The sequence below is a fragment of the Aeromonas sp. FDAARGOS 1403 genome (genome assembly GCF_019047325.1).
In the GTDB taxonomy this organism is placed as follows: Bacteria; Pseudomonadota; Gammaproteobacteria; order Enterobacterales; family Aeromonadaceae; genus Aeromonas; species Aeromonas dhakensis.
In genome coordinates, this window is the sequence record NZ_CP077249.1 from 2,748,343 (window position 1) to 2,768,501 (window position 20,159).

General features: G+C 60.7%; 19 protein-coding genes. 11 read left to right on the top strand and 8 right to left on the bottom strand.

All coding sequences use genetic code 11. The features are described 5' to 3' along the window. Positions 1–20 precede the first annotated feature (20 nt). The 3 genes from malF to I6L33_RS13065 all read left to right on the top strand — a co-directional run bounded on the left by malF (position 21) and on the right by I6L33_RS13065 (position 3,783). Positions 21–1,673 (top strand): maltose ABC transporter permease MalF, encoded by a 1,653-nt coding sequence (malF, locus tag I6L33_RS13055; RefSeq protein ID WP_005299595.1) that lies wholly within the window; start codon positions 21–23, stop codon positions 1,671–1,673. A 12-nt stretch (positions 1,674–1,685) separates the two neighbouring features. Continuing rightward, complete coding sequence (gene malG / locus I6L33_RS13060) at positions 1,686–2,576, top strand: maltose ABC transporter permease MalG (protein WP_005299600.1); 891 nt, start codon at positions 1,686–1,688, stop codon at positions 2,574–2,576. Between the two features lie 70 nt (positions 2,577–2,646). Next, positions 2,647–3,783: an ABC transporter ATP-binding protein gene (locus I6L33_RS13065; RefSeq protein WP_005299602.1), complete on the top strand. Its 1,137-nt coding sequence runs from the start codon at positions 2,647–2,649 to the stop codon at positions 3,781–3,783. A gap of 115 nt (positions 3,784–3,898) precedes the next feature. On the opposite strand, the gene ppk2 is transcribed toward I6L33_RS13065, so the two are convergent. Further along, complete coding sequence (ppk2, locus tag I6L33_RS13070; RefSeq protein ID WP_216972664.1) at positions 3,899–4,714, bottom strand: polyphosphate kinase 2; 816 nt, start codon at positions 4,712–4,714, stop codon at positions 3,899–3,901. Between the two features lie 173 nt (positions 4,715–4,887). On the opposite strand from ppk2, the gene I6L33_RS13075 reads away from it, so the two are divergent. Continuing rightward, on the top strand, positions 4,888–5,688 hold the full coding sequence (locus I6L33_RS13075) for an alpha/beta fold hydrolase (protein ID WP_216972665.1): 801 nt from the start codon (positions 4,888–4,890) through the stop codon (positions 5,686–5,688). Between the two features lie 74 nt (positions 5,689–5,762). Here I6L33_RS13075 and I6L33_RS13080 read toward each other — a convergent pair whose 3' ends face one another. From I6L33_RS13080 to I6L33_RS13090, 3 genes are read right to left on the bottom strand one after another with little or no spacing between them, the layout of a single operon-like run. Further along, the gene (locus tag I6L33_RS13080; RefSeq protein ID WP_010634368.1) at positions 5,763–6,551 is read right to left on the bottom strand and encodes a MipA/OmpV family protein; all 789 of its coding nucleotides are present in this window, start codon (positions 6,549–6,551) and stop codon (positions 5,763–5,765) included. Positions 6,552–6,607: 56 nt separating this feature from the next. After that, the gene (locus I6L33_RS13085) at positions 6,608–7,678 is read right to left on the bottom strand and encodes an AI-2E family transporter (protein WP_017786655.1); all 1,071 of its coding nucleotides are present in this window, start codon (positions 7,676–7,678) and stop codon (positions 6,608–6,610) included. A 16-nt stretch (positions 7,679–7,694) separates the two neighbouring features. After that, positions 7,695–7,937, bottom strand: a complete 243-nt coding sequence (locus I6L33_RS13090) for a sulfurtransferase TusA family protein (protein WP_017779381.1) — start codon at positions 7,935–7,937, stop codon at positions 7,695–7,697. Positions 7,938–8,066: 129 nt separating this feature from the next. Here I6L33_RS13090 and I6L33_RS13095 point away from each other — a divergent pair, with 129 nt between their 5' ends. Continuing rightward, on the top strand, positions 8,067–9,521 hold the full coding sequence (locus I6L33_RS13095) for a M48 family metalloprotease (protein ID WP_010634365.1): 1,455 nt from the start codon (positions 8,067–8,069) through the stop codon (positions 9,519–9,521). 119 nt (positions 9,522–9,640) lie between these two features. On the opposite strand, the gene I6L33_RS13100 is transcribed toward I6L33_RS13095, so the two are convergent. Further along, positions 9,641–10,123, bottom strand: coding sequence for a TlpA disulfide reductase family protein (locus I6L33_RS13100; RefSeq protein WP_216972666.1), 483 nt, complete (start codon positions 10,121–10,123; stop codon positions 9,641–9,643). 60 nt (positions 10,124–10,183) lie between these two features. Here I6L33_RS13100 and arsC point away from each other — a divergent pair, with 60 nt between their 5' ends. Continuing rightward, the gene (arsC, locus tag I6L33_RS13105; RefSeq protein ID WP_216972667.1) at positions 10,184–10,534 is read left to right on the top strand and encodes an arsenate reductase (glutaredoxin); all 351 of its coding nucleotides are present in this window, start codon (positions 10,184–10,186) and stop codon (positions 10,532–10,534) included. Then, complete coding sequence (locus I6L33_RS13110; protein ID WP_017784473.1) at positions 10,531–10,914, top strand: DUF2069 domain-containing protein; 384 nt, start codon at positions 10,531–10,533, stop codon at positions 10,912–10,914. The genes arsC and I6L33_RS13110 overlap by 4 nt, the downstream gene beginning before the upstream one ends. 143 nt (positions 10,915–11,057) lie before the next feature. Here I6L33_RS13110 and I6L33_RS13115 read toward each other — a convergent pair whose 3' ends face one another. Together I6L33_RS13115 and I6L33_RS13120 are read right to left on the bottom strand one after the other, a co-directional pair. Then, complete coding sequence (locus I6L33_RS13115; protein WP_216974130.1) at positions 11,058–13,340, bottom strand: hypothetical protein; 2,283 nt, start codon at positions 13,338–13,340, stop codon at positions 11,058–11,060. Between the two features lie 856 nt (positions 13,341–14,196). After that, on the bottom strand, positions 14,197–14,811 hold the full coding sequence (locus I6L33_RS13120; RefSeq protein WP_216972668.1) for an ACP phosphodiesterase: 615 nt from the start codon (positions 14,809–14,811) through the stop codon (positions 14,197–14,199). A 175-nt stretch (positions 14,812–14,986) separates the two neighbouring features. Between I6L33_RS13120 and iadA the strand changes: the two genes are divergently transcribed. Continuing rightward, entirely contained in the window at positions 14,987–16,117 is a 1,131-nt protein-coding gene (iadA, locus tag I6L33_RS13125; protein ID WP_216972669.1) for a beta-aspartyl-peptidase, read from the top strand. Between the two features lie 114 nt (positions 16,118–16,231). On the opposite strand, the gene I6L33_RS13130 is transcribed toward iadA, so the two are convergent. Further along, on the bottom strand, positions 16,232–17,134 hold the full coding sequence (locus I6L33_RS13130) for a lysine exporter LysO family protein (protein WP_216974131.1): 903 nt from the start codon (positions 17,132–17,134) through the stop codon (positions 16,232–16,234). A 533-nt stretch (positions 17,135–17,667) separates the two neighbouring features. Here I6L33_RS13130 and I6L33_RS13135 point away from each other — a divergent pair. The 3 genes from I6L33_RS13135 to I6L33_RS13145 all read left to right on the top strand — a co-directional run bounded on the left by I6L33_RS13135 (position 17,668) and on the right by I6L33_RS13145 (position 20,156). After that, positions 17,668–18,438 (top strand): ABC transporter ATP-binding protein, encoded by a 771-nt coding sequence (locus I6L33_RS13135; RefSeq protein WP_005299631.1) that lies wholly within the window; start codon positions 17,668–17,670, stop codon positions 18,436–18,438. A 64-nt stretch (positions 18,439–18,502) separates the two neighbouring features. Further along, positions 18,503–19,276 carry an ABC transporter substrate-binding protein gene (locus tag I6L33_RS13140; protein ID WP_005299633.1) on the top strand — a complete coding sequence of 258 codons (774 nt, stop codon included), beginning with the start codon at positions 18,503–18,505 and terminating at the stop codon, positions 19,274–19,276. A 139-nt stretch (positions 19,277–19,415) separates the two neighbouring features. Then, entirely contained in the window at positions 19,416–20,156 is a 741-nt protein-coding gene (locus tag I6L33_RS13145) for an ABC transporter permease (protein WP_005299635.1), read from the top strand. Positions 20,157–20,159: the final 3 nt, after the last annotated feature.

Here is a 20,159-nt window from a genome sequence, read left to right on the forward strand (position 1 = left end):
CGTTATAAAGGTTAATTGGCATGGAAGTAGTACCTTCTATCGAATCCTATGCCGGTCCGAAGGATAAGCACACCTGGCTTAAGTGGACCATTGCTGCCCTGGTAGCCATCCTCAACGGTTATGCAGCCGTGATGATGTACGCCAGCGGTGAGTGGGTATTCGCTCTGCTTGATCTGGTGGTGGTCTCCGTCGGTCTGTATGTCTTCATGAACAAGAAGACCTATGCCCACCGCTATATCTTCCCCGGTGTGGCTGGCATGGTTGTTTTTATCATCTTCCCTCTTGCCTACACGATCGGCATCGCCTTCACCAACTATTCGGGATCCAACCTGCTCTCCATCGAGCAGGCGCGGGATTACCATCTGAAAAAAACCTATAAGGTGGCGGGCGGTGAATTCGATTTCACCCTCCTGGGTGGTGAGAACAATCAGTTTCAGCTGCTGCTGAAACAGGACGACCAATCCTTTATCAGTCAACCCGTTACCCTGATGAACAACAAGGCCCGTGAACTGGCTGTCCGCGAGGGCAGGGTTCATGACAAGGTACAAGTTGTTCAGCTGCAACCCCTGGCCGGTGAGGCCGTGGACCAGGTGGCGCCCATCCGGGCCATCGTCGATCACCGCACCCATCTGAGCGCACTCGATCTGGTGCTGCCGGATGGCGGAACCCACCTGACCCTGAGCAGCCTGCGCAAGTTCGCCGCCCAGAAGCAGCAGTACACTCGTCTGCTGGACGGTGCCGTGCTCAAGTCCGGGGTGGTGATCAAAGACAGCAACCTGCTGCGTGACAATCAGAGCGGCGAGCTGATGCTGCCCAACGGCGACACCGGCTTCTATCAATACATCGACGAGCAGGGCCAGTTTGTCGGCAAGAGCGTGGCGCCCGGTTTCGTGGTGAGCGTGGGCTGGAAGAACTTCGCCCGCATCGTCACCGATCCGGGTATCCAGGCGCCGTTCCTGCAGATCTTCGTCTGGACCGTGATCTTCTCCGCCTGTTCGGTGGGCTTCACCCTGGCCATCGGCATGGTGCTGGCCTGTCTGGTGCAGTGGGAGTCTCTCAAGGGGCGCGGTTTCTACCGGGTCATGCTGATCCTGCCCTATGCCATCCCGGCGTTCATCTCCATCCTGGTGTTCAAGGGCTTGTTCAACCAGAACTTCGGCGAGATCAACCTGTTCCTGGAAGCGGCGTTCGGCATCAAGCCGGACTGGTATACCAACCCCTTCCTGGCCAAGGTGATGATCCTCATCGTCAACACCTGGCTTGGCTACCCCTACATGATGATCCTCTGCATGGGCCTGCTCAAAGCCATTCCGGAAGATCTCTATGAGGCGTCCGCCATGGACGGTGCCGGTCCGGTGCAGAACTTCTTCAAGATCACAGTACCGCTCCTGATGAAGCCGCTGACGCCCCTGTTGATTGCCTCGTTCGCGTTCAACTTCAACAACTTCGTGCTTATCCAGTTGTTGACCAACGGGGCGCCGGACATCATTGGCGCCAGCACTCCGGCCGGTACCACCGACCTGCTGGTGAGCTACACCTACCGGATCGCGTTCCAGGGCTCGGGTGGTCAGGACTACGGTCTGGCCAGTGCTATCGCCACCGCCATCTTCCTCATCGTGGGTGCGCTGGCCTTGCTCAACCTGAAATTGTCCAAAGCCGACAAGCAACTGTAAGGAGGCTTCAACATGGCAATCGTACAACCCAAATCAGTCAAATACCGGGTGTGGGCAACCCACCTGGTGATGTGGGGCTTCCTGGCACTGATCATCTTCCCGCTGATCATGGTCATCGCCATCTCGTTTAGAAACGGCAACTTCGCGGTAGGGGAGATCATCCCCTCCAACCCAACCCTGGATCACTGGAAGCTGGCGCTGGGCATGTCCATCACCAACGCCGACGGCAGCATCACGCCGCCGCCGTTCCCGGTGCTGACCTGGTTGTGGAACTCCATCAAGATCGCGGGCATCACCGCCCTGATGATAGTGGTGCTCTCCACTACCTGTGCCTACGCCTTCGCCCGCCTGCGGTTCCGTGGCAAGTCCACCATCCTGCAGGGCATGCTGATCTTCCAGATGTTCCCGGCGGTGCTGGCACTGGTGGCCATCTATGCGCTGTTCAACAAGATTGGTGACTACATCCCCTGGCTGGGTCTCAACACCCACGGCGGCCTGATCCTAGCCTACATGGGCGGCATCGCCCTGCACGTCTGGACCATCAAGGGCTACTTCGAGACCATCGACTCCTCCCTGGAAGAGGCGGCGGCCATCGACGGTGCCACCCCGTGGCAGGCATTCCGGTTGATCCTGCTGCCGCTGTCGGTGCCCATCCTGGCGGTGGTGTTCATCCTGGCCTTCATCGGTTCCATCACCGAGGTGCCCATGGCCTCCATCCTGCTGCAGGATGTGAACAATCTGACCCTGGCGGTCGGGGCCCAGCAGTACCTCTATCCGCAGAACTACCTGTGGGGTGACTTCGCCGCGGCCGCCGTGCTGTCGGGCTTCCCCATCACGGTCGTCTTCCTGCTCGCCCAGCGCTGGCTGGTGGGTGGTCTCACTGCCGGCGGCGTGAAAGGTTAACGGTTCATGGCCGGGGGAGCCGACTCCCCCCGCCATCACGATTTGCAAAGATTCAAGAGCGGAGCTCGACATGGCTGAAGTAGTACTCAACAACGTTCGCAAAAATTACGACCCGGCTGTCCACAAGGACACCCTGCGCAATATCAACCTGGCCATCAAGGAAGGGGAGTTCATCGTCTTCGTCGGCCCGTCCGGTTGCGGCAAGTCCACCTTGCTGCGGATGATCGCCGGTCTGGAAGACATCACCAGCGGCGAGCTGACCATCGGTGGGCGCTACATGAACGACGTGCCGCCAGTGGAGCGCAACGTGGGCATGGTGTTCCAGTCCTACGCCCTCTACCCGCACATGAACATCTACGAGAACATGGCCTTCGGCCTCAAGCTCAAGAAGATGGACAAGGAGAACATCCACAAGCGGGTGATGCGCGCCGCCGAGATCCTGGGTCTCGAGCCGCTGCTGGACCGCAAGCCCAAGGCGCTCTCCGGCGGTCAGCGCCAGCGGGTCGCCATCGGTCGCTCCATCGTCCAGCAGCCGCAGGTGTTCCTGTTTGACGAGCCGCTGTCGAACCTCGACGCCGCCCTGCGGGTCAAGATGCGCATCGAGATCGCCAAGCTGCACAAGGAGCTCAACTCCACCATCATCTACGTGACCCACGACCAGGTGGAGGCCATGACCCTGGCCAACCGCATCGTGGTACTGAGCCCGCTCAAGGCGGATGCGACCACCAACCTGGAACAGTTCGGCACCCCGCTCGAGCTCTACCACAACCCGGACAACAAGTTCGTGGCGGGCTTCATCGGTTCCCCCAAGATGAACTTCCTGGCGGGCGAGCTGGTGGAGATTGGCGAGCAGGAGTGCCTGGTCAAGCTGACCACGGGCGATAGCGTGCGGGTGCGGGTCGATGCCCGCCGCGGCGCGGTTGGCGACAAGGTGGAGCTGGGCATTCGTCCCGAGCACCTGGTGCCGCTCGATCACGCCCATGCCGACAGCCGCGTGAGCGGGGTGGTGCAGGTGGCTGAACACCTGGGGGCCGAATCCTTCGTCTACATGGACGTGGCGGGCCACGACTTCACCGTCAAGGCGAGCTCCGACGTGGACGTGGCCACCGGCCAGCAGTACAGCGTCGGCATTCCGGCCGAGGCCTGCTACCTGTTCGATGCCAAGGAGCAAGCCTTCCCGCGCACGGCCAAATACATCCGCACCTGACAAGGGGCGGCTGCCGAGGTTTCCTTTTCTTTATATTCAATGCCTTTTTGCCGGTCGCAAGACCGGCTTTTTATTGCCTGCCGTTTGGCGAGCACGGCAGGCGAGGTGGCAGTGCTCAGGCCTCGAGCGCGGCGGTAATGTCCGGCACGAAGTGCTGGCTGGTGAGCGGCGGGCGCTCGTAACCCTCGGTGTTGATGGGGGGCAGGGTGATGGGCTCGTAGTGGATCGCCTCGTAGGGCACCTTGCCCAGCAGGTGAGAGATGCAGTTGAGGCGGGCTCGGCGCTTGTCGTCCGCCTCCACCACGAACCAGGGGCAATCCTCGGTGTCGGTGTAGGTAAACATGTCGTCCTTGGCGCGGGAGTACTCCACCCAGCGGGAGCGGGACTGCAGATCCATCGGGCTGAACTTCCAGCGTTTGATGGGGGTGTTGATCCGCTCCTTGAAGCGCTTCTCCTGCTCCTCGTCGCTGACCGAGAACCAGTACTTGATGAGGGTGATCCCTGAGCGAGTCAGCATCCGCTCGAACTCGGGGCAGGCGCGCAGAAACTCGCGATACTCGTTGTCGCTGCAAAAGCCCATCACCCGCTCGACCCCGGCCCGGTTGTACCAGGAGCGGTCGAACAGCACCATCTCGCCGGCGGCGGGCAGGTGGGTCACGTAGCGCTGAAAGTACCACTGGGAGCGCTCCCGGTCAGAGGGCGCTGGCAGGGCGGTGACCCGGCAGACCCGGGGGTTGAGTGGCTCGGTGATCGCCTTGATCACGCCCCCCTTGCCGGCGGCGTCGCGCCCCTCGAACAGCACCACCACCTTCAGCCCCTCCTGCTTGACCCACTCCTGCAGCTTGACCAGCTCCTCCTGCAGATGGGCCAGGTGGTGCTCGTAGGTCTTCTTGTTCAGGCGCGGGCGCTTCTTGCTCTTGTCCTTCGGCATAATTGTCTCCTTATTGAGTCCTTTCCAGATTGCACCAGGCGGGCGTCACTGCCAAGGGGGTCGTGTTACACTGCCGCCTCACGAGCCGCCGGCAGGCAATAGAAAAAACATGACGCCAGTGATGGCGATTTGCACTGCCGTCTCATCACCGGCTGTTGGCAACAGGAGAAAACATGAAGCAAGTTATGGAGATAGCAGGCCGCCAGATGGCCTATCTGGACGAGGGGCAGGGCCCGGTCGTGCTGTTTGGTCACAGCTACCTGTGGGACAGCGCCATGTGGGCGCCCCAGGTGGAGGCCCTCAAGGGGCAGTACCGTTGCATAGTGCCCGAGCTATGGGGCCACGGTGATTCCGATGCGCTGCCAGAGGGGGGCTGCACCCTGGCGACCCTGGCCCGCGACCAGCTGGCCCTGCTCGATGCGCTCGGCATCGACGAGTTCGTGCTGGTGGGTCTCTCCATCGGCGGCATGTGGGGCGTGGAGCTGGCGCGCATGGTGCCTGCGCGCCTCAAGGGGCTGGTGTTGATGGACAGCTTCGTCGGCCTTGAGCCCCAGATCACCTGCGAGCGCTACCTCGGCATGCTGGCCATGATCGAGCAGCTTGGCACCATCCCGGCTCCCATCGTCGAGCAGGTGGCGCCGCTGTTCTTTGCCGATCAGCCGGATGCCAATCTGATGAGCGGTTTCAAGGCGCGCCTCGCCGCCTGGCCGGCCGACAAGGTGGCCGCCATGGTGGCGGTGGGTCGCAGCTTCGTGACCCGCGAAGATCGCATCGAGTGGCTTGAAGAGATGAGGCTGCCCGCGCTGGTGATGACGGGTTGCCAGGACAAGGCCCGCCCTGTGCTGGAAGGCTACCTGATGGCCGAGGTGCTGGGCTGCCCGTTCAAGGAGATCCCGGCGGCCGGCCACATCGCCTCGCTGGAGAACCCCGCCTTCGTCAACGACGCGCTGGCCGAGTTTCTGGCCCGCCTGTGACAGTGTTCTCTGCCGGATAACAAGAAAAGGAGCCATGGGCTCCTTTTCTCTTTGGTGCGGGTGTGGTCTGGGCGTTACCAGATATAGCCGAGCCCCAGCCCGGCATAGAGTTCCCCCTGATGCTGGACGAGGGGGCTGTCCGCGATGTCGCCGTCATAGCGCTCGTAGTTGATGCCAAAGCCGCCGATCCAGTTGGCGTTGAAGCGATAGCTGCCGATGAGGGAGACCATGGGGGAGAGGGTGGTGCCGGTGTTCCACGCCGGCCTGTCCGCCCTCGCTTCGTCTTGCGAGACACCGCCGAAGTAGTAGTTGGCCAGGTTGTGGCTGCGCAGCATGACGCCGGCCCCCGGCATCAGCAGCAGCGGGCCGCGAATGATGGGGAAGTTGGCCCACAGCATCAGCTCCTGGCCATTGCTGGTGCCGGTCACGTCGCTGGTGGCCCGCACGCTCCAGAGGGCATAGGGGGTGATGAGATCGGCCCCGATCCCGGCTTCGAACTCACCTTTGCGCTTGTCGAGGCCGTGCAGGAAGGGATCATCGTCCGGATCCAGATTGCCAAAGCGCATCCGGCCGAAGGCGTAGGTGGAGAGGCCGCCATTGCGGCTCAGGTAGTAGCGGGCCCGATCCCCCAGGTACATGAGGTTGTCGCCAAAGTAGAGGGCACCCGGGATCGGCAGCAGGGTGTCATCCTGGTGCTGGTAGCGGGCCTGACCGCCGATGACGGCCCCGCCCAGCACCAACCCCTTGGGAATGGGGCTGTCGGGGCTGTCGCTGGAGAAGGCGCTGAGCGCCCCGATATCGAGATCGGCCCGGGCCGGCAGGGTGGTCAGGAGCAGGGCCGCCAGCCCCGTCCGTGTGAGCATTTGCAATATCTTCATGGACACTCCGTTGTCATCGATGGCCAGGCACGACTATCGCATTATTTGGGCACGGCGGGCAGCTCTTCGCGCTTGGGCCAGGCATTGAGCACCGCCTTGACCAGGGTGGCGAGGGGGATGGCGAAGAAGACCCCCCAGAAGCCCCACAGGCCGCCAAACACCAGCACGGCAACGATGATGGCCACCGGATGCAGGTTGACCGCCTCGGAGAAGAGCAGAGGAACCAGCAGATTACCGTCGAGGGCCTGGATCACCAGATAGGCCACCATCAGCCAGGTGAACTCGGGGGTCAGCCCCCACTGGAACAGGGCCACCATGGCTACCGGCACCGTCACCGCGGCGGCACCTATGTAGGGGATCAGCACCGAGAAGCCCACCGCCACCGCCAGCAGCGCCGAGTAGCGCAGCCCCATCAGGGCGAATGGGATATAGGTCGCCACCCCGACGATGAGGATCTCGATCACCTTGCCGCGGATGTAGTTGAGGATCTGCTCGTTCATCTCCACCCAGACCCGGTTGACCAGGGTGCGGTTGCGCGGCAGGAAGCGGCGCAGCCCCCCCATCAATATCTCTTTGTCCTTGAGCATGAAGAACACCATCAAGGGCACCAGGATGGCGTAGATGAGGATGGCCACCACGTTGATGAGGGAGCCGAGGGAGGCGGTCACCAGCTGCTCGCCCCCGCTCAGGATACGCTGGCGCATGTTGTCGATGACGGTCTCCACCAGGCTGACATCGACCAGCTCGGGGTACTGCTCCGGCAGGGTGCGCACATAGTCCTGGGCATGGGAGAGCATGGCCGGGGACTCCTTGGCCAGGTTCAGCCCCTGGCTTGCCAGGGTCGGGATGAGGCCGAGAAACGCCATGGCGGTGAGGGCGATGAACAGCAGCAGGATGAGGCTGGTGGCCAGGGTGCGGGAGAGTCCGGCCCGCTGCAGCCGGCTCACCGGCCACTCCAGCAGGTAGGCCATCACCAGCGCGACCAACAGTGGCGCCAGCAGATCGCCAAACAGCCAGAGCACGGCGAAACAGGCCGCCAGCAGCAGAAACAGGGTGACGGCATCGGGATCGGAGAAGCGGGTCTGATACCAGCGCTTGATGACTTCTAACATGGCGACATCCTTTACGTTACTGGGGCTGGCTGTGGTGCCTGGCCCCGACCACCAACTGCAAAGAGAGGGTATTGTCCGGCGCTTCCTGCAAGGTGAAGGGGTGACCCTGGCGCTGCAGATAGGCGGGAATGTCCTGCCGGGAGCCGGCATCGGCCAGCCGGATGGCGAGGGCTTGACCGGTTTTGGCCTGGCGCAACCAGAGCTTGAGCCGGATCAGCGGCTCGGGGCAACGCCAGGGGGTCAGGTCGAGGTATTCCATGGAGGCTCCATCGCGCGTGATGGCGGCTATTATGGCCGTGATGAGAGCGCGAAACAACGCTTGTAGCCCTTGATGGGCAAGGGTATTCTGCCGGTGTCCCGGTAGGGTCTGATTGGAGATAGAGATAACGTGGCACGCTTTTCCCCCCTGATGGCATCGCTCCCCCTGCTGGCTTCCCTGATGGGCGCCACTTTCCATGCCCAGGCCAGCAACCAGCTTCCCGACATCGGCACCGCCGGGGTGGCCGCCCTGCCCATCGAGCAGGAGGTGCGCTACGGCAACGCCTTCATGCGCTTTGCCCGGGCCGGCTTGCCGATCATCGATGATCCCGTGTTGAGCCAGTACATCGACGATCTGGGACAGCGGCTGCTCTCCAACGCCGACGGGGTGCGCTTCCCGTTCACCTTCTTCCTCATCAACGACCCCAGCATCAACGCGGCCGCCTTCCTCGGCGGGCGGGTCAAGGTGCACACCGGCCTGTTTCTCTATGCCGACAGCGAGAGCGAGCTCGCCTCGGTACTGGCCCACGAAATCACCCACGTGACCCAGCGCCACATCGCCCGCTATATGGAAGCGCAGGCGAGCAGCTCCGCCATGACCCTGGCCGGCCTGGTGGGTTCCATTGCGCTGGCGGTGATCAACCCCACCGCGGGGATCGCCGCGCTGCAGACCACGCTGGGTCTCTCCATGCAGTCGGCCATCAACTACACCCGCGACAACGAATACGAAGCGGATCGGATCGGCATGAAAACGCTGTATGACGCCGGTTTCGATCCCATGGGCATGGCCAACTTCTTCCAAAAGCTGGCGGCCGAGTATCGCTACGCCAGCAAGCCGCCTGAAATGCTGCTGACTCACCCGCTGCCGGAGACCCGGATCAGCGAGGCGCGCGCCCGGGCGGGCAGTTATGGCCGTCGCAATCTGCCGCCGAGCCTCGACTTCTGGCTGGCCAAGGTGCGCATCCAGGTGCGTTTTGGCACCGAGAGCCCGCAGGCCCTGCTCACCTATTTCGACAACCGGTTGCAGAAGGGGGACTACCCTCTCAAGGATGCGGCCATCTACGGCAAGGCGCTGGCGCTGCTGCAGCTCAAGCGCACCGACGAGGCTGACGCCCTGATGCAGGAGCTGGCGACTCGCCACCCGGAAGATCTGTTCGTGGTGGATGCCCTCACCGACATCGACTTGGCCAAGGGGCGCAGCGCCCAGGCCATCGCCCGGCTCGAGAAATTCCGCACCCGCATGCCGGACAACGAGGTGGTGGTGGTGAACCTCGGCAACGCCTACCTGGAAGGGGGCAACTACAAGAAGTCCATCGCCATTCTCGACCCCTATGCCCGCGAGCACGAAGAGAACAACCTGGCCTGGAGCCTGCTCTCCGATGCCTATCGCAAGGCGGGCAGGATGACCGAGCTGCACATGGCGCGCGCCGAGATGCTCTCCCTGCGCGGTGACTACCAGGCGGCCATCGACGAACTGATCGTGGCGCGCGGCACCACCAACGACAAGTTGACCTTGGCAAGGCTTGAGGCACGGATCACCGAGCTGGAGCGGGCCAAGAAGGATCTCGACAGCCTCAAGGGCTGACAGGCCAGCGGCTTTCACCCACAACAAGGGCGCACCTCGGTGCGCCCTTGTTGTTTTATGATGACAAAGAGAATGGCGGGAACGCCAGCCGACTGGCTTTTTCGCAAGGGTTTGGGCGCTCAGTGGCCAGCCGGCTTGACGGAGGTCCTGAGGGCCTCTACCCGCGATGGGGTGAGCTCCCCCACCAGGCTCTGCAGGAGGTTTCCTTTGCCATCGAGCAGATAGCTGGTGGGCAGCCCGGCGGGGCGAGGGAAGGGGAGGCTCGCCTCCTGCCGGGGGACGAGCAGCGGCACCCTGATGTGGTACTGCCCGGCCAGTTTGCGAAGCTCGGCCGGTGTGGTCGGGTCGTAGTTGACCATCACCACGGCGATCTCTCCCTCCTGCGCCAGCGCCTCCAGCAGCGGCAGCTCCCGCAGGCAAGGGGCGCACCAGAGGGCGAAGTAGTTGACCAACAGCGGCTTGCCGGCAAAGTCGGCCAGGGCCACCGGCAGGTTCTTGCTGTCGGTGAACTGGGGGGCCGGGCTGCAGGCCGTCAGCAGGCCAGCCACAATCAGCCAACAAATTCGTTTCAATTCCTGCACTCTCGCGCTTACCCTGACCATCAGTTTCCCCTACAATAGCGCCGTTTCTTGTCCCATCTTGCGATTAATCAGGGAGTTATCATGAGCGAGACCCAAATCTACCACAATCCGCGCTGCTCCAAGAGCCGTGAAACCCTGGCCTTGCTGGAACAGCACGGGATCGCCCCGAATGTGGTGCTCTATCTGGAGCAGGCCCCGAGCGAGGAAGAGATCCGCACCCTGCTGAGCCAGCTGGGATTCAGTGATCCGCGTCAGCTGATGCGCACCAAGGAAGATCTCTACAAGGAGCTGGGGCTTGACGAGGTGAGCGGCGACGCCCTCATTCGCGCCATGCACCAGAATCCCAAGCTCATCGAGCGCCCCATCGTCATCAAGAACGGCCAGGCCCGCATCGGCCGCCCGCCCGAGCAGGTGCTGGAGATCCTCAAGTGAGCACCCGCTTCGCCCGTCTGCTAACCCTGGTCGGCTTTTTCGGCCTGCTGGGCTGGGTGCTGCTGTGGCATCTGTGGCTCTCGCCCCATCCCGACCTCAACCCCTGGCTGTTGCCGGTGATCTGGACTGTGCCGCTGCTGTTTCCGCTCAAGGGGATAGTGCAGGGCAATCCCTACACCCACGCCTGGGGCAACTTCGTGCTGATGCCCTACTTCCTGCACGCCCTGACCCTGATCACCACGGATGAGGGGGAGCGGTGGCTGGCGGTGGTGGAGCTGCTGTTCACCGTGCTCGCCTTCATCGGCACCATTTATTACGCCCGCCTGCGCGGCCGCGAGCTGGGTTTAAGCATTCGCAAGAAAAAGGATGCCGACCGCTGACTTTGCACCCAGGTTGACGGGGGAAGAACGGCTTGGGGTTGTCGCTGCGACCACAATGCAGAGCGCGCATCCAAATAAAAAGTCCCTGCTTTGGCAGGGACTTTTTTATGGCCAAAGTGGCCTTGGCTGCGCTTGCCGCTCGCTTAGAAATGAATGGTCAGCTGGGGCGCTTTGGCCGGGGTTGCCTCCGAGGTATAGACATATTTATCGTAGAAACTGGCATAACCGGGATCGAGCGTGAAGCTCAATCTTGGCTGTTCATAGGTATCGCCACTCCCCGTTTTTGCCCTGTCCAGGGCGGCATTGAACAAGTCAGTGACATCAACCCAGGCCACCTGTTCACTGGAGTAGGTGATTTGATCGCTGAACTTGGGCCGGTACTCTTTCCAGCTGTTTTGTCGCATCGCCCAGGTTGAGGCGTTGGCGCTGAAGAAGTAGTAACTCCAGTAACTGGAAATATATACGGTGCCGGGATCGTACTGCTCAATTCTCAATGAAACCGAGCTCGGTTTTCTGTTGCCATATTTGGCAACATATTCACCCAGGTTGAATGAGAGAAATCCCCAGGTCATGGCAGGATTGTAAGCACCATCGGCGCCGAGAGTTAGGTAGTCGTTTTGAGACTGACTGACTTGTTTGGGATCATAGGTATAATAAGCCATGTCTTCATCGGCATAGATGGCATAGGTGCCATCGCTTCTGACCTCATGGGGCTTGTTATATTCCCCTTCTGCCGCGCAATAGTTCTTTATGGTGACCTGACTTGATGGTGCACCGAGACGAATATCAAGACCTTGCTTGGGAGTCAGCGTCACATTGCCCAGTTGTCCTGAATTTATCAGGCGCTTGGCATCGCTATCCGGATCCAGCGTGTCCTTGGTATAACTCAAGGTGGCGGGATACTCTTTCATGGTCAAATAATAGGGAACGAATTTCCCCTCGGCGTCCGTTTTATTCACCATGGCAATGTCTTTATTCAAGATATTGTCATGGAGGGTGGCGGAATTATTCTTCGCCGTGACGATCAGGGAGATGCTATCCACAACCCCTTTTCCCCCCTTGAATGAAATGCTCGGGCGCTTGCTGTTCAAGCGGTCGTACAAATACATCAAGGGCACGTCATCGGTGACTACCGTATACAGCTTGGAACTGCTGCCATTGGTAGACATAGCGGCATAGGAGAAGCTGTCATTATTGCCGTCTATATCGTGAAGGTTGGTGAACTGCGGGGTGACATCCGCACTGACCAGATATTTGATCTTCAATCTCCCGGTGAGATTGACGCCGGTATTCTCGGTCGTGTTCCAGCCACTCATGGTCAAGCCCGACTTGGCATTGCTTGCCAGCACGACGTTGGAGGGGATGAAGGTGGTGACCAGCTTGTATCCCTGGGAGCTGGAGCGATCGCTATAGGTCTTGTCGACACGGACCTTCGGGGTGGTCAACAGGGTGAACAAGCCCATGGGCTCATCATAGAGCGGGAACGAGATATCACTGGCACCATTTTCGCCAAAATCTTGCCAGGCGGTGGACAAACTGCCCGGCATTTTCAGTTTGACCGTGATGCCAGGATCTGAGGAGGTCGTTTCACCCCGCAAATACACCTCCGAGAAGGAGATTTGTGGAATGATTGGGCTGTAGCCGGGCACGGCCGCCGCCTGTGTTCCGAAGATGGATCCCACGCCAGACAGGGTGCCAGCCAGTGCCTTGAAGCTTGCCGTTACACTGCTTCCCCCCGGAGCCAACTCCATCATGCCGCCCAGAAAGTCGCCAGCGGCCCCCAGGGCATCGCTGGCCACGGCATTGGAGGTGGCGGAGTCGTTGATGCCGCCGAAGACATTCTGCAGGTCGGAGAGATTGCTGACGGTATAATTGCCGGCCTGTTCCAGGTTGTCGCTCAAGCTACCCGAGACATCCATCAGATAGGCCGCCGGATCGCCGATACCCTCGTCGGTGATATTCTGCGAGATACCGGTGGCATGCCCATACAGTTCAACATTGGCGATCGCTTTTGGACTGATCTTGATGTTCAAGTCAATTTCATCTGAACCGGCGGAACAGGGATCCAGATTCACCTGGAAGTCGGTCACCCCCCAGCCACCATCCTGCGCGTTATTGATGGCGCCAAAGCCGGTTTTGCTGCTGGAGTAGAATCGGGCATCCGCGCTCTGGTTGCTGTCAAAGAGCTTGGATTTGCCAGTGGTGGAGAGCGTCACCGCAACGCCGGTGCCTATGGTGTAACCGGGGAAATATCCCATCACCCGCAGTTTTGCCGTCATCCGGTTGTAGAGGATGAGGTAGGGATATTGATTGGTTGAAAATGCATCATCTCCATCGGCTGACCAGGCGGACTTCGCATTGGCATAATGCTGCATCTTGTAGCCAAGATTGAATTTGAGGAGCTCCCAACCGCTATTTGGGTCCATGTCAGGTATTTTATCTGCGATGGTTCTGGCTACCCGCCTGGTGCAGCTTGTGGCAGGAGGGAGCTGATTACCCGGGCCCATGATATCCGAGGTGATGGCTGCGCCACCCGGAATATTGTAGAGCGATTCTATTTCGCAGATATAGAATGGGCTGGTCATCAGCTCATCTTCTCCGCTTATCGAAGACATGCCAACTTGCAGGTGTTGGGTACGCCAGTCGAAAATATTCTTGCGCTGTTGTTGAATTACCGCTGCCGTATTTGGGTAGCGCGCATGATCCGGGTGGGTAATGACGGCTTCCTGTTTCCAGCGAGCATCTATATCCAGCGGGGTGGCTGCATGCGCCATCAATGGAAGCATGGCACTGACGGCCACCCATAATGTTGAATGCCTGATCTCCATTATCATAATTCTCCAGGTTTTAATCGCTATTGTAAAATCTTATAATTGACAGATATCGAGAATATTATTCTCACAATGAATATGTCAGTGGGTTTTAAATGAAGCATATCCATTGTCGTGAGGGTAATAATTAATACTGGCTAGTCAATGACTTTCTTATTATTCTGGAGGCCGTGGATAATAGCGGCGGCGTTCGACAGACGTTTTTAGATGGAAATAGATGAAAAATAATATCAGCCAGAACTGGTGTAACATCATTTATGTGGGGCCTTCATTGGCGTTGATTTGTTGCAGCCAGAGCGATATATGAAAATATATATTCAATGAATGAAATCTTCTCCATCAAGGGTCATTGCCAAGCAAATATTCCTTACCCCAGCTCAACCGGAGATACGCTCCCGTGAAGTACGGGGAGCGAAAGAGAGTGTATGTTTGTCGTCATACTGCGGGGTACTCATGGCTGCGGCCGTTCATCCCCGCCACGATAGTGGGCCAGCTGCTGCACGCTGAACTGCATCAGCTGGGGGTAGAAGCGCAGAAAGCCCTCTTCGCACTGCTGCCAGCGGGTCGCGTCCAGGGTCGTGAGTGCTTCTCCCAGAGGCTGCGGGCGGCGCAGCCGGCGACCTATGCCGTTGAGGGCCTGCGCCAGTCCCTCTTTGCGCTGATAGGAGGCGATCCAGTCTTGCTCTGCCATTCGTTTGAGAGGTAGGGGGAGCCCCTCCGGCAGCTGGGGGGCATCCGCCAGCAGACGCCCGTAGCTCTGCTGCAGGAAGCGGGGCAGGGCTTCGTTATGAAACTGCGGCCAGTGCAGGCTGAGCCAGTGATCGTAGAGCATGTCCACCAGGATACCGCCAAAGCGGCGCCAGGGGGCCTCGAAGCAGGCCACCGCCGCCCTGTGCTCGGGGTGGCCGTCGGTGAAGGCGTCTATCTTGCGGTGCAGCCAGATCCCCTCGTCAAACGGTGCGGCGAGGCCGGTGGGCAGGGCGCCCTTGACGAAATCCCCCAGCAGGTTGCCGGTAAGGGAGCTGTGGGTATGGGCTGCCAGATGCAGGTGGGCCAGATAGTTCATGGAGGGGGAACCAGCCAAAGGGATTGCCGCTGAGCCTAGCGGATCCGGCGGCCCTTGCCTATGAAAACGGCCGCCTGGCCGTGAGGAAGTGCTTCCCTCCCTGACCGTCGGCTGGGTAGAGTGCAGCATGGCTGCCGCTTGACGGCGCACATCAACCTCACGAGGAGCATGCCGCATGTTGACCCTGATCGAAGGGGCCGAACTCTATGGTCCGACCCCGCTTGGCCGCCAGGATCTGCTGGTGGCCGATGGCCGCATCGCCTGGCTCGGGCAGGGATTGTCTCTCCCCGCCGACTGGCCGCTGACGCGGGTGGACGCTCGCGGCCGCTATCTGGTGCCCGGGTTGGTGGATCCGCTGGCCCACATCACCGGCGGTGGCGGCGAGGGGGGCTTTGGTTTTCGCACACCAGAGCTCTCGGCAAGGGAGGCGCTGAGCGCCGGGGTCACCACCCTGGTGGCGGCGCTTGGTACCGACAGCCTGACCCGCAGCCCGGCCCAGGTGCTCGGCAAGGTGCGCGAGTTTCGCGCCGCCGGGGTGAGCGCCTTCATGTATACCGGCTCCTACCATCTGCCGGTCAAGACCCTCACCGGTACGGTGGAATCGGACATCATGCTCATCCCCGAGGTGCTGGGGGTGGGGGAGGTGGCCATCAGCGATCACAGATCCAGCGCACCGACCCACCACGAGCTGGCCCGCCTGGTGAGCGAGGCGCGGGTGGCCGGGTTGCTCGCGGGCAAGAGCGGGGTGAGCTTCTTTCATCTGGGGGACGGGCGCGGGGCGCTGGCGCCGCTGCGGGTCCTGCGCGATGGCACAGACATCCCGCTGCGCCAGCTCTACCCCACCCACTGCAACCGCAATCCCTGGCTGTTTGCCGAGGCTATCGAGTGGGGCCGGGCTGGCGGCTGGATCGATCTCACCACCTCGAGCTTCCCGGACCTGCTGGACGATGGTGAGTTGCTGGCGGCCGACGCCCTGGTGGCGCTGCTGGCGGCCGGGGTACCTGCCGAGCGTATCAGCTTCAGCTCGGACGCCAATGCCAGCCTGCCGCGCTTCGATGGTGAGGGGCGTCTCATCGAGCTGCGCTGCGGCCAGATAGGCAGCCTGTGGCAGGCACTGGTGGAGAGCTGCAGCAAGGGGATCGCACTGGAGGTGGCGCTGGCAGTGGTGACGGCCAATCCGGCCAGGGCGTTGGGGTTGGCGGCCAAGGGCACGCTGGCGGTGGGGCAGGATGCGGATCTGCTGCTGATCGACCCCGACACGCTCACCATCGAGCGGGTGATGAGCGGCGGCCGCTGGCGCAGCTGAATATCGGAATTGATGGGGAATCCGTGATGTCAGGCCACCCCTCTTTTAAACAACAAGCCCGGCAGCAGTGCCGGGCTTGTTGTTGTTGACCGTGGGTCGGTCAGCGGGTCGAGATCAGATGGCCAGGAAGCCCAGGATCAGGATGGGGCCGAGCAGGCTCAGGATAAAGCCGGAAACGATGGCCACCGGCACCACCTGGATGCCGCCGGATTTCTGGATCACCGGCAGGGTGAAGTCGAGCGCGGTGGCGCCGCCATAACCGATGGCGGCGGAGGGGTGGCGGCGCATCAGCACCGGAATGATCAGGATGGCGATGAGCTCGCGCCCCAGATCGTTGATGAAGGCGGCGGAGCCCAGTACCGGCCCCAGCTTGTCGGCCACCAGGATGCCGGAGAGCGAATACCAGCCGAAGCTGGAGCTGAGGGCCAGGCCGTGGGCCAGTGGCATGCCGAGCAACTGGGCGGCCAGCAGGCTGCCGAACCAGCTGCTGACGATGACGGTGGCGGCGATCTTCATGCCCCAGGGGTTGAGCAGGATCTGGCGCAGCCGCATGCCGGAGTTGCGCATCTGTACCCCGATGAGAAACAGCAGCAGCATCAGGGCCCACTCGCTCCACTTGTCGATGGGCAGAGCGCGCAGGTCCACCAGCAGCCCCAGCAAGACGCCGCCCAGCACCACGAAGCAGAGCTGCAGCGACTCCCACAGCAGGTGCAGCTTGCTCGGCATCTGGCCGTCGCTGGCTTCATGCGTAGGGGGGGAGCGCCGGTCCAGCCACCAGAGGGCCAGCAGGTTGCACAGGGTAATGGCGGCAAGCATGACGCCGGCCACCTTGAAGATCACCGCCAGGTTGCTGCCCAGGTTCTCCACGTAGGCGAGCCCCAGCCCCATCAGGAACAAGATGAGATAGACCATCTTGCCCAGCGATTGATTGACCAGCTTGATCAAACGGGCGGAGGAGAGGGGTACCAGATAGCCGATCACGAGCGGCAGCAGGATCAGCAACACATTGAGCAACATCGGGGCCTCGATCACAAAAACTGACAAAAATGACACCTTATCATCACTTATTGGCCCTGTGTCACATATTTGTGTGTTTGCCTGCCTCATCCGGAACTTTTTTATCGATTTGTTATGTTTCTGGTATGAAATGAGGCCCCGTTTCGGGGCATCTACCCACCCTGGTGCAACCCAAAAACGGCGCGAGTCGGCGATTTTTCAACGGGATGCGAGGGCGTGGCGGGTGAATAAAGCCACTTCGGCTGCCTTATGGCATGATGGGCGGAATTTTCTTGCCAGTAGTGCGCTGCGGGTATAAAAAGGCGGTGTCGTCGAACCGGTATGATTAGCATTTTATGCAGACAAAGTGCTGAAAAATACCTGTTTGGCCAATAAAAATACAGACAAAACACCAAAGACCTCGGTTCTGTATTGTTTTTTGACTATCCGAGTGATATTTTCGCTGAAGGTTGCCATCGGTTAACTTTTTGTTAAATAAGCGATGGCGTGAGTCACGCCCCAGCGGCGTCTAGGGACAGACAAGGTTGTAATGGATGAGCGACGTTGCCGCACTGGAAGTTCGTGATCTGCACAAGTATTTCGGCACCCACGAAGTGCTCAAGGGCATCGATATGACCGCCCACAAGGGGGATGTCATCTCCCTTATCGGCTCCTCCGGTTCGGGGAAGTCGACCTTTCTTCGCTGTATCAATCTGCTGGAAACACCCTCTTCCGGCACGGTTTCCCTCCATGGCGAGCTTATTCGCATGAAAACCAACCGCACCGGTGAACGTCTGCCGGAAGACATGCGGCAGGTGGAGCGCATTCGCAGCCGGCTGGCCATGGTGTTTCAAAGCTTCAACCTCTGGTCGCACATGACCATCATGCAGAACATCATCGAAGTGCCGATCCAGGTTCTCAAGGTGCCCCGCGCCGAGGCCATTGCCAAGGCGGAACACCTGCTCAACCGGGTAGGGCTGTGGGAGCGGCGCGACTACTACCCGGGTCACCTCTCTGGCGGCCAGCAGCAGCGGGCGGCCATCGCCCGGGCCCTGGCGGTGGAACCCGAGGTGATGCTGTTTGACGAACCCACTTCGGCGCTCGACCCCGAGCTGGTGGGCGAAGTACTCGGCCTGATGCGCGAGCTGGCCGAAGAGGGGCGCACCATGCTGGTGGTGACCCATGAGATGTCGTTTGCCCGCGATGTGTCGAACAAGGTAATGTTTTTGCACCAGGGCCGCGTGGAGGAGGAGGGTAATCCCAAGGAGATCTTCGCCCATCCCAAGTCCGAACGGTTCAAGCAATTCATCTCCTCCATCTATTGATGGCCGGAGCTGAGCCCAACAATCTGCAATTGCAACAGTCGATGACTTTATCAAGGAGAGATACATGAACAAGCTGATGCTGGCGACTGCCATGGTTACTGCCCTGTCCTCCGGCAGCCTGATGGCCAAGGAGTGGAAAGAGGTGCGGATCGGTGTCGAAGGTGCCTACCCCCCCTTCTCCTGGACCGAGCCGAGCGGCGAGGTGAAAGGCTTTGACATCGACATCGCCAACGCCCTGTGCGAGGAGATGAAGGTGAAGTGCACCCTGGTCAAGCAGGACTGGGACGGCATCATTCCGGCGCTGCTGTCGCGCAAATATGACGCCATCATCGCCACCATGGACATCACCGAAGAGCGCAAGAAGAAGGTGGACTTCACCCAGAAGTACCAGCACATTCCGGCCCGCTTCGCCGCCAAGAAAGGCACTGACGTGAAACTGGAGAAGGCCTTCATGGATGGCAAGACAGTGGCCGTGCAGCGTGCCACCTCCATGGACACCTTTATTACTGACAACTTCCCCAACGCCACCATCAAGCGTTACGGCACCGCCGATGAGGCCTATCTCGACCTGAAATCCGGCCGCGTCGACTACGTGCTGGCCGACTCCGCCGCCATCAGCGACGGTCTGCTCAAGAAAGAGGGCGGCGATGCGTTCGAGTTTGTGGGCCCGAAACTGACCGATCCCAAGTGGTTTGGTGAAGGCGCCGGCATCGCGGTGCGCAAGGCCGACAAGGATCTGAAAGAGAAATTCAACGCCGCCATCCTGGCGCTGCGTGCCAACGGCAAGTACAAGGCGATCAACGACAAGTACTTCGACTTCGACGTCTACGGCGAGTAACTTCCAAGGCTCGCTGCCAGAGGCAGGAGCCAGGGCGTGACACGCACAATAGCGACAGGTTGACCCTCGTCTGTAGTCATCGGGCCCGTCGTCTCTCGCCAGGGAGTGATGGGCCCGCTTAGTTGCGATGGAACTGCATATGTTTGATTTGAAAGGATACGAAACCTCCCTGCTGGAGGGGGCCTGGGTCACCCTGGAGGTGGCGCTGGCCTCCCTGCTGCTGGCGCTGGTGCTTGGCATGCTGGGGGCGCTGGCCAAGCTCTCCCCCTACAAGTGGGCCCGCGGCTTTGCCACCGCCTACACCACCGTCATCCGCGGCATTCCCGATCTGGTGCTGATGATGCTCTTGTTCTTCGGCGGTCAGGTGCTCATCAACAACCTCTGTACCTGGGTCAACGAGACCTACAACAACTACCTGCTGGCGAGCAACCCCAACCAGGAGTGGGTCTCCCTGCTGCCCGATTACATCGACATCAGCCCGTTTGCGGCCGGGGTGGCCACCATCGGCTTCATCTTCGGCGCCTACATGACCGAGACCTTCCGCGGCGCCATCCTGGCGGTGGACAAGGGCGAGCTGGAAGCGGCCCGCGCCTTCGGCATGCGGGCAACCCAGGTGTTTCGTCGCATCCTGTTTCCCCAGATGATGCGCCACGCTCTGCCGGGGTTTGGCAACAACTGGCTGGTCTTGCTGAAAACCACGGCGCTGGTCTCCATCATCGGGCTCGATGACATGGTGCGCAAAGCGTCCCTGGCGGCGGGCTCGACCCAGCTGCCCTTCACCTTCTACATGGCGGTGGCCCTGATCTTCCTGATCTTCACTGCGGTCTCCACCTCGGCACTGAAATGGGCCGAGCGTCACTATGCGATAAAGACGAGGTAAGCC